A 7,472-nucleotide genomic window follows, 5' to 3' on the forward strand; every position below is an offset into this window, starting at 1 on the left:
AGCAGGATCAGCGGCGAGTTGCCGACCATGGTGAACGCGCCGCCCATGACGATCGCGGCCGCGATCGGCAGCAGCAACCGCTGCATCGACAGGCCGGTGCGCGACGACAATCGCGAGGCGACGGGCATGAACAGCGCCATCACCGACGGGTTCTGCATGAAGGACGAGTTGAGGCTGGCGATGGCCGTGGTCATCAGCAGCAGTCTCTGCTCGATGCCGTGGCCGCGCCGCAGCAGCCACGAGGCCAGCCGGTTCAGCGCGCCGGTACGGTCCAGGCCGGCGCCCAGGATCATGGTGGCGATGATGCTCATCACCGCGTTGCCGGAGAAGCCGCCGAAGATTTCCTCCGGGGCGATCAGCCCGGTGATGCCCAGCACCACCAGCACCACCAGCGCGACCAGGTCCGCGCGGATGCGCTCGAACAGGAACATCGCCATCGTGAAGCCGACCAGCCCGAGGACGAGCTTCATGTCGTTGGTCAGCGTCAGCGCGTTGTCCATCAGAACGGCCGGAATGCGGGATTCGGGATACGGGAATGACGGGTCGGCGGGGCCACGCAGCCATGCGGACGCAGGCTATCGCGCGGTGGTCGCGCGTGGCAGGAGTGCACGCTCCTGCAGATCCCGAATCCCGAGTCCCTAATCCCGGTCATAGACAAGATCCCACACCCCGTGTCCTAGCTTCTGGCCGCGTGTCTCGAAATGCGTCTGCGGGCGCCAGTCCGGACGCGGCACGCTGCCGCGCGGACCTGCCCGGTTGCGCAGGCCGGGCGTCGCGTCCAGCACGTCCCACATGTGCTCGGCATAGGCCTCCCAGTCCGTGGCGCAATGCAGCCGGCCGCCCGGACGCAGCTTGCGCGCGATCAGTGCCGCGAATTCGGGTTGCACCAGGCGGCGTTTGTTGTGGCGCTTCTTGTGCCACGGATCCGGGAAGTAGATGCGCACTTCATCCAGCGATCCGTCGGCGACTTCGTGCTGCAGCACTTCCACCGCATCGTGGTGGTAGACGCGCACGTGGTCGCTGCCGTCCTCGGCCAGCGCGTTGAGCAGGCGACCGACGCCGGGGGCATGCACTTCCAGGCCGAGGTAGTCACGGTCCTTGTCGTTCGCCGCGGCGAAACGGAGCGCCTCGCCGTTGCCGAAGCCGATTTCCAGCACGCGCGGTGCGCTGCGGCCGAACACCGCGTCGTAGTCGCGCGGCGCGCCGGTGTAGTCCAGCCCGAAGCGCGGCCATTGGGTATCGAAGGCGCGCTGCTGCGCCTCGGTGAAGCGGCCCTGGCGCAACACGAAACTGCGGATTTCGCGCCGGCCGTCGCTGATCGTGAACGGCTTGGGAGGGGTCTTGGCGCCGGGGCTGGAAAACGGATCGGTCATCAGCCGATCAGTCCGTCGATCGGGCTGGAGGCGGACGCGTTGCGCTTGCGCGGGATGCGACCCGCCAGGAAGGCTTCGCGGCCGGCTTCCACCGCTTTCTTCATCGCGCTCGCCATCAGCACGGGGTGTTTCGCGCCGGCGATGGCGGTATTCATCAGCACGCCGTCGCAGCCGAGTTCCATCGCGATGGCGGCATCGGAGGCGGTGCCGACGCCGGCATCGACCAGCACGGGGACTTTCGCGTTCTCGATGATTTCCAGCAGGTTGTACTTGTTCTGCACGCCCAGGCCGGAGCCGATCGGCGCAGYCAGCGGCATAACCGCCACGCAACCGATCTCTTCGAGGCGGCGGGCGAGGATCGGATCGTCGCTGGTGTAGACCATCACCTGGAATCCGTCCGCCACCAGCTTCTCGGCGGCGGCAAGCGTCTGCACCACGTCGGGATACAGGGTCTTCTGGTCGCCCAGCACTTCCAGCTTCACCAGGGTATGGCCGTCGAGCAGCTCGCGTGCCAGCCGGCAGGTGCGCACGGCATCGTCGGCGGTGTAGCAGCCGGCGGTGTTGGGAAGAATGGTGTAGCGGTCCGGCGGCAGCACGTCGAGCAGGTTGGGCTCGTTGGGCGACTGGCCCAGGTTCGTGCGGCGGATGGCGACGGTGACGATCTCGGCGCCCGCAGCCTCGGTGGCCAGGCGGGTTTCCTCGAAATCCTTGAACTTGCCGGTGCCGGTCAGCAGGCGGGAACGGTAGGACTTGCCCGCGATCACCAGCGGGTCATGGGGGGCGGTGTTGGACATGCGGCGATTATCGCCCATCAAGCCTCGGCGCGTCCCCCCGGGGTGCGGCAGGCCGAGGCCGTCAGCCGCCGCCGAGCGCGTGCACGATCTCGACGCGGTCGCCGGCACGCAGCACGTGTTGCGCGTGCTGTCCGCGCGGGATGATCTCGCCGTTGACCTCGATGGCCACGCGTCGCTCGGCCAGCCCCTGCAGCACCAGCAGGGAGGCGATGGTGCTCTGGTCCGGCAGCGCCTGCGGCTGCCCGTTCAACTGGATGTCCATGCCGCCATTGTCGCCGAAGGCCGGCGCGCATGCCGCATTGCAGCGTGTGCGGGCGCGGCCTTGGTGGAACGATGCGCGCCATGCGCAGCCGTACGGCAGAGCCGGCACGCAGTCCCGTCCATCCTTTCTTGCCCCGGAGATTCCATGAAGCGTTCCCTTTCGCCTGTCCGTTCCCTGCTGGCCGTGGCGCTGGCCGTGGCGGCGGCCCCCGCCCTGGCGGCGGACAGCCCGTACTCGCAGACGATCTTTTTCGGCGACAGCCTGACCGACTCCGGCCATTTCCGTCCGGCGCTGGTACAGCTCGGTGGTCCTTCCGCCGCCATCCTCGGTCGCTTCACCACCAACCCCGGCCTGGTGTGGTCCGAATATCTGGCCGAGTACTACGGCACGGTTGCCGCCAGCGCCAACCAGGGGGGCACGAACTACGCCGTCGGCGGTGCGCGCGTGGGGACCAACACCTCCGGCGCCCTCGGCGCGATTCCCTCGATGACCACCCAGCTGAACACCTATCTGTCCGCGAGCGGTGGCCGTGCCGATCCGAACGCCCTGTACACCGTCTGGGGCGGCGCGAACGACCTGTTCGCCGTGGTCGCCGGCGCCAACCCCACCGCGACCATCGGTGGCGCCGTCACCGCGCAGGTCGGCATCATCGGGCAACTGCAGAATGCGGGCGCGCGCTACATCCTGGTGCCGACGGTGCCGGACCTGGGCTTGACGCCCTCGTTCCGCGCCCAGGGACCCACGAATGCAGCCGCCGGCACGCAGCTGGCCACCACCTACAACACGGCGTTGTTCGGCGCCATCAACACCGCCGGCCTGCGGGTGATCCCGCTGGATACCTTCACGCTGCTGCGCGAGATCGTCGCCAGCCCCGCGGAGTACGGCTTCGGCAACGTCACCGGCACCGCCTGCAATCCGCAGATCACCGCGTCGTCGGTCACCTGCAGTCCGCTCAACTACGCCACGCCGAATGCAGCGGACGTCTATGCGTTCGCCGATGGCGTGCATCCGTCGTCGAAGGCCCACGACATCCTGTCGCAGTATGCGGTGGCGATGCTCGAAGGTCCGCGCCAGATCGCGCTGCTGCCGTACACCGCGTCGGTGCATGGCCGTGCCCGCGCTGATCGGGTGGCCTCGCACGTTGCGGGCAAGCCCGAGGCGGACGGCATGCGCTGGTGGGGCGACGTGCGGGGTGACTTCCTGCGTTATGACGACGGCAACCTGTACGACGGCGCGGGCCCCATGGGCACCTTCGGCGTCGACTGGTCGCAGGGTTCGTGGGTCTATGGCGCCTTTGCCGGCTACGGACGCGCGAAGTACGACTTCGGCCTGCGCCGCGGCAGTTTCGACGAAAGCGACGCCACGCTCGGCGGGTTCGCCGGCTGGTATGGCGACCAGCTGTGGGCGAACGCGCAGGTCAGCTACAGCTGGCTGTCCTACGACATCGACCGCGAAGTGCAGCTGGGCGGCGTGACGCGCCGGCACAGCGGTTCGCCGGATGGCACCAACCTGACGGTCGGCGCAAGCGCCGGCTACGAGTTCGGCGACGGCGCCTTCCGCCACGGCCCGGTGGTGAGCGTGGTATCGCAGACCATCGAGATGGACGGTTACAGCGAGAGCAACGTCAACTCGACGGCACTGGCCTATCCGGATCAGGACTTCGATTCGCTGATCGGCAGCGCCGGCTGGCAGGTGAGCTACGCGATCAACGATCACCTGGCGCCGTACGCCCGCCTGACGATCGACAAGGAGTTCGAAGACCCGGCCGACGAAGTCTTCGCGCAGTCGCTGTCCATGCCTGGCACGGCCCCCTATGCCGTGCCCGGCCTGACCCAGGACGACAGCTACGGCACGCTGCTGCTCGGCGCGCGCACGCAGCTGTTCGGACTGGACGCGAACCTCGGCGTGAATACCACCGTCAACCAGGGTGGTGGCGCCAACGCCACCGCGTTCATGACCCTGAGCGGCAGCTTCTGATATTGCCGTGCGATGCGGCGCCGGACCGCCGGCGCCGCATTGCCTTGCCGCCCGTCGCGGCATAGACTCGCGCCATCGTGCGGGTGTAGTTCAATGGTAGAACTGCAGCTTCCCAAGCTGCTAGCGTGGGTTCGATTCCCATCACCCGCTCCAGTCCGCGCCATCCCCTCCCTGTCATCGGCCCGTGCAGCGGGCGTGGCATGCTGTGCCCGACCCCCGTGAACGATTCCCCATGAAGCTCGCCATCCTGTCGCGCAACGGCAAGTTGTATTCGACGCGCCGCCTGGTCGAGGCCGCGCGCCAGCGCGGCCACACGGTCCGCGTGCTGGACCCGCTGCGCTGTTACATGCGCATTGCGTCGACCGGTTTCCAGTTGCACTACAAGGGCCGTTCGCTGGCGGGCTACGACGCGGTGATTCCGCGCATCGGCGCTTCCATCACGCGCTATGGCACGGCCGTGCTGCGCCAGTTCGAGCTGATGGGCACGTACAGCCCGAATCCCTCCGATGCCATCCTGCGCGCGCGCGACAAGCTGCGCGCGCACCAGTTGCTGGCCGCGCAGGGCATCGACCTGCCGGTCACCGTCTTCGGCGACAACCCCGACGACACCAGCGACCTGCTGTCGATGCTGGGTCCGCCACCGCATGTGATCAAGTTGAACGAGGGCGCGCAGGGCGCCGGCGTGATGCTGACCGAAAAGCCTTCGGCTTCCCGCAGCGTGGTCGAGGCCCTCCGCGGTCTGTACGCCAGCTTCGTGGTGCAGGAATTCATCGCTGAAGCCGACGGTGCCGACCTGCGTTGCTTCGTCGTGGGCGACGAGGTGGTGGCGTCGATGCGCCGGCAGGCGCCGGAGGGCGATTTCCGTTCCAACCTGCATCGCGGCGGGACCGCCCTGCATGCGGTGGCATCCGATGAGGAGCGTGCCGTGGCGATCCGGGCCGCGAAGGTACTGGGGCTGGGCGTGGCGGGCGTGGACCTGATCCGTGCCCAGCGGGGTCCCCTGGTCCTGGAGGTCAACTCGACGCCGGGGCTCGAGGGCATCGAATCCGTATGCGGCGTGGACGTCGCCGGGAGGATCGTGGAGCACCTCGCGAGGCAGGCTGAACAGGGCTGACCCGACGTGGCCGTGTCTTTTTCACGTGGAATTAACGCACTCTTTAACGGTCGTTTAATCGAAGGCCGCGTAGCCTTGACCGGACCGCAGCTCTGCGTTCCTCCCGGTCTTTGCATCTGGAAAGCACAGGATTACGGTAATCGGGGCATTAGTTTGGCCCAGGCGGGCGACCACCCGCCTGGGCCTTGTTTTTTTTGCACGCGGCTGTCGCCACGCGCTATGGCAGAATCCGGATTATCCCCATGCCCGAACTCTGCTGGGCGGGGCAGATCCTTCAACCTGACGAACGAGGTGTTGAATGTACAAGGTGGTACTCGGCTCCCTGCTGGCACTGGCCGCTCTCACCGCACACGCCAAGATCGACGCCGGCAACGACGGCGCCCCGGCCAAGGTGAATATCAACGGATCGTTCGAGGAACAGCGACTGGCCATCATCAAGGATCTCGATGGCGGCAAGGTCTATTCCGAGATCAGCCAGAAGGAGCGCAGCGACGTCAAGGATGCGCTGAACCGCATCTCCGGCGCGTTGGAGGCGACGAGTGGCGTGCAGGGCCTCAGCGAAGAACAGAAAGCCCGTGTATTCAACGACCAGGAACTGGTCAACAGCATCCTCACGCGCGCCGGTGAGGACAGCCGTCTGGTGTGCACGCGGGAGAAGGTGGTCGGCTCGCATCGTCCCACGACGCAGTGCCAGACCGTCGCGGAACGTCGCCGTATCCGGGAAAACGACCAGAACGCCCTGCTCAAGAGCAATCGGGTCATCCTGCGCGGCAACAACTAAGGCGTCCTGATGCGTATTCTCGTCATTGAAGACAACAGCGACATCGCCGCCAACCTCGGCGATTACCTGGAGGAGCGCGGACACACCGTCGACTTCGCCGCCGACGGTGTGACCGGCCTGCACCTTGCCGTGGTGCACGAGTTCGATGCGATCGTCCTCGACCTCAACCTGCCCGGCATGGACGGGCTGGAAGTCTGCCGCAAGCTGCGCAACGAAGCGCGCAAGCAGACGCCGGTGCTGATGCTGACCGCACGCGATTCGCTGGACAACAAGCTGGCCGGTTTCGATTCCGGCGCCGACGATTACCTGATCAAGCCGTTCGCGTTGCAGGAAGTGGAGGTGCGCCTCAACGCGCTGTCCCGTCGCGGCAAKGGCGTACAGACGCGGGTGCTGGAGGTGGGCGAGCTGGAATACAACCTGGACACACTGGAAGTCCGTCGCCAGGGCAAGCTGCTGCAGCTCAATCCCACGGCGCTCAAGATCCTGCAGGCCCTGATGGAGGCGTCGCCCGCCGTGGTGACGCGCCAGGAACTGGAAACGCGCGTCTGGGGCGAGGAATTGCCGGATTCGGACTCGCTGCGCGTGCACATCCACGGCCTGCGCGCCGTGGTCGACAAGCCGTTCGACTCGCCCTACATCCAGACGCGCCATGGCATCGGATACCGCATCGCCGCGCCCGATGCCAGCAGCTGAGTCGTCGAAACCCCGCCGCCACCGCCGTTTCCGGCGGCGGCTGCGCACCCGCATCATCCTGTCGTTCGTCCTGTTGGGTTTTGGCCTGACGGTGCTGTTCGCGTATGCAACGATTGTTGCGCGTCAGCGCGTCGAGAACCAATTGGTCGAAGACGTGATGAACCGCAATCTGGATGAATCTTGGCGGCGGTTCGCGCAAAGCGAAGGCCAGGTGATCGGTGCGCCGTTCGAKCAGGTGAAGGCGTATTACTACCTTCCCGACAAGTTTGAAAGCCTMAGGCTTGCAAAGCCGGAGTGGTATGCATTGCCTGACGGCATCCATAACATTACCGACATAGGCGATGACGGAAAGGCGTATCCCTTCAAGCTGGGAGTAAGGAAAACGCCGCAGATCTGGTTCTTCCTTGCTTATGACATGGGGCAGACGGCGCGCGCTGAAGTGCAGTTCAAGCGCGCGGTTTAYGGCTCGATCCTTGTG

8 protein-coding genes, 1 tRNA gene and 1 pseudogene are annotated in these 7,472 nt (G+C 66.5%); 6 read left to right on the forward strand and 4 right to left on the reverse strand.

The annotated features are described in order from the left end of the window. The 4 genes from AC04L7_RS08900 to thiS form a co-directional block, all read right to left on the reverse strand. A partial coding sequence (locus AC04L7_RS08900) for an SLC13 family permease (RefSeq protein WP_475512854.1) occupies window positions 1–500 on the reverse strand: 500 nt, incomplete at its 3' end. 138 nt (window positions 501–638) lie between these two features. Beyond that, window positions 639–1,373 carry a tRNA (guanosine(46)-N7)-methyltransferase TrmB gene (trmB, locus tag AC04L7_RS08905; protein WP_296279646.1) on the reverse strand — a complete coding sequence of 245 codons (735 nt, stop codon included), beginning with the start codon at window positions 1,371–1,373 and terminating at the stop codon, window positions 639–641. Next, complete coding sequence (locus AC04L7_RS08910; RefSeq protein WP_475512855.1) at window positions 1,373–2,167, reverse strand: thiazole synthase; 795 nt, start codon at window positions 2,165–2,167, stop codon at window positions 1,373–1,375. Before AC04L7_RS08910 ends, trmB begins: the two co-directional genes overlap by 1 nt. A 61-nt stretch (window positions 2,168–2,228) precedes the next feature. Next, window positions 2,229–2,429 (reverse strand): sulfur carrier protein ThiS, encoded by a 201-nt coding sequence (thiS, locus tag AC04L7_RS08915; protein ID WP_299340560.1) that lies wholly within the window; start codon window positions 2,427–2,429, stop codon window positions 2,229–2,231. A gap of 177 nt (window positions 2,430–2,606) precedes the next feature. On the opposite strand from thiS, the gene AC04L7_RS08920 reads away from it, so the two are divergent. From AC04L7_RS08920 to AC04L7_RS08945, 6 genes and pseudogenes are all read left to right on the forward strand, one after another. Continuing rightward, the gene (locus AC04L7_RS08920) at window positions 2,607–4,406 is read left to right on the forward strand and encodes an autotransporter domain-containing protein (protein ID WP_436000946.1); all 1,800 of its coding nucleotides are present in this window, start codon (window positions 2,607–2,609) and stop codon (window positions 4,404–4,406) included. A gap of 79 nt (window positions 4,407–4,485) precedes the next feature. Beyond that, a tRNA-Gly gene (locus AC04L7_RS08925) sits at window positions 4,486–4,559 on the forward strand. Between the two features lie 79 nt (window positions 4,560–4,638). Then, a complete protein-coding gene (gene rimK, locus AC04L7_RS08930; RefSeq protein WP_296279651.1) occupies window positions 4,639–5,520 on the forward strand; it encodes a 30S ribosomal protein S6--L-glutamate ligase in 882 nt (293 codons plus the stop codon). Window positions 5,521–5,818: 298 nt separating this feature from the next. Continuing rightward, on the forward strand, window positions 5,819–6,301 hold the full coding sequence (locus AC04L7_RS08935) for a hypothetical protein (RefSeq protein ID WP_435996924.1): 483 nt from the start codon (window positions 5,819–5,821) through the stop codon (window positions 6,299–6,301). Between the two features lie 9 nt (window positions 6,302–6,310). Next, window positions 6,311–6,994 (forward strand): response regulator transcription factor, encoded by a 684-nt coding sequence (locus tag AC04L7_RS08940; protein ID WP_475512856.1) that lies wholly within the window; start codon window positions 6,311–6,313, stop codon window positions 6,992–6,994. Then, window positions 6,951–7,472, forward strand: a pseudogene (locus AC04L7_RS08945) (two-component sensor histidine kinase); the annotation flags it as partial. The gene AC04L7_RS08940 and the pseudogene AC04L7_RS08945, both read left to right, overlap by 44 nt.

It is taken from the genome of Pseudoxanthomonas sp. LjRoot204_2, assembly GCF_056175765.1.

Coding starts and splice junctions, on each gene's coding strand:
- rimK (WP_296279651.1), top strand. CDS start 4,639: ATGAAGCTCGCCATCCTGTCGCGCAACGGCAAGTTGTATTCGACGCGC.
- thiS (WP_299340560.1), bottom strand. CDS start 2,429: ATGGACATCCAGTTGAACGGGCAGCCGCAGGCGCTGCCGGACCAGAGC.
- AC04L7_RS08935 (WP_435996924.1), top strand. CDS start 5,819: ATGTACAAGGTGGTACTCGGCTCCCTGCTGGCACTGGCCGCTCTCACC.
- trmB (WP_296279646.1), bottom strand. CDS start 1,373: ATGACCGATCCGTTTTCCAGCCCCGGCGCCAAGACCCCTCCCAAGCCG.